1 protein-coding gene is annotated in these 1,222 nt (G+C 34.5%); it reads left to right on the forward strand.

Features of this window, described 5'->3' with window-relative positions:
- Window positions 1-223 precede the first annotated feature (223 nt).
- On the forward strand, window positions 224-1,183 hold the full coding sequence (locus Q0912_RS17450) for an IS110 family transposase (protein ID WP_299117565.1): 960 nt from the start codon (window positions 224-226) through the stop codon (window positions 1,181-1,183).
- The last annotated feature ends 39 nt before the right edge of the window (window positions 1,184-1,222 follow it).

Below are 1,222 nucleotides of genomic sequence, written 5' to 3' on the forward strand. Positions count from 1 at the left end.
TTATAGCCATCCTAAGTTTGTATTTCAATTAAATTAGACAAATAATCAATAAAGAACAAAAGAGCAGATTAAGGTTATTATAGCCGTAGGAACTTAAGATTCTGTCAACAATGAAAATCACTGCTCTTTTACTATCTAAATTACCTTTAGTTCATTAGGCACCATAGCTTGTTTTCAGGATGCTGTAAATCAGATAGATTGTTCTTTACTAATACTAATATCTATGAATAAAAGTACATTATTTTTTGGAATAGACATCTCTAAAGATACTTTTGATGTCTACAGCGATCAGCTGGGTTACAGTAGTTATCCCAACACTACAAAAGGCTTTAAATCCTTTTTAAAAGTCTTGGGGGAAGATACCCATTGCGTGATGGAAGCAACAGGGAGTTATCATCACAGACTAGCGTTGTTTCTTTATCACAACGCGGTGGTCTTAAGCGTTATTAACCCGTTAGTTGTCAAACGCTTTATACAGATGAAATTAAGACGGAACAAGACCGATAAAAGCGATGCATTTATGATTTATACTTATGCTTGTGAACAGCCTTTGAAACAATGGGAACCAGAGCCATTATACGTCACAAAATCTAAAGAAATACTCTCCTTAATACAAAGCTACTTAAGACAATCGACAGCCTTAAAGAATAAACTGCATGCCTTAGAAAACAGAGGGCAAAAGCGAGGAATGTTAATACGTTCTATTCAGCGACAGTTACGTCAACTTAAAAAAGAATGTGAGGTATTACAAACAGAATTGGAAAACCTTATTAAAACAGAAGAGCCAAAGCTATTTCAAAGACTTACCACTATTCCTGGTATCGGGAAGAAAACAGCTATACTAATGATGGTCTGTACCTCTAATTTTAAGACTTTTGAAAGCTACAAACAAGTTTCTTCATTCTTAGGTCTAGCACCAAATGAAAGAAGCTCAGGCATCAGTATAAGAGGAAGATCAAGAATTAGTAAAACTGGAGATGGACTACTTAGAAACCATCTGTTTATGTGCAGCTTTACAGCATGCGAACATAATCCACAATGCAAGGCACTATATCAACGAATAATAGCAAAAGGGAAAAGTAAAAAGCTAGCATTGATTGCAGTCTGCAATAAGCTCATAAAACAATCTTTTGCCATAGCAAAATCTGGATTATCCTATGATCCCAATTATGTATCAAAATAAACTAAAATTCTCTTGCATTTTAGCTTAGTTCATTGTTGT

Origin of the sequence: uncultured Winogradskyella sp., assembly GCF_947498345.1 — a bacterium.
In the GTDB taxonomy this organism is placed as follows: Bacteria; Bacteroidota; Bacteroidia; order Flavobacteriales; family Flavobacteriaceae; genus Winogradskyella.

Coding starts and splice junctions, on each gene's coding strand:
- Q0912_RS17450 (WP_299117565.1), top strand. CDS start 224: ATGAATAAAAGTACATTATTTTTTGGAATAGACATCTCTAAAGATACT.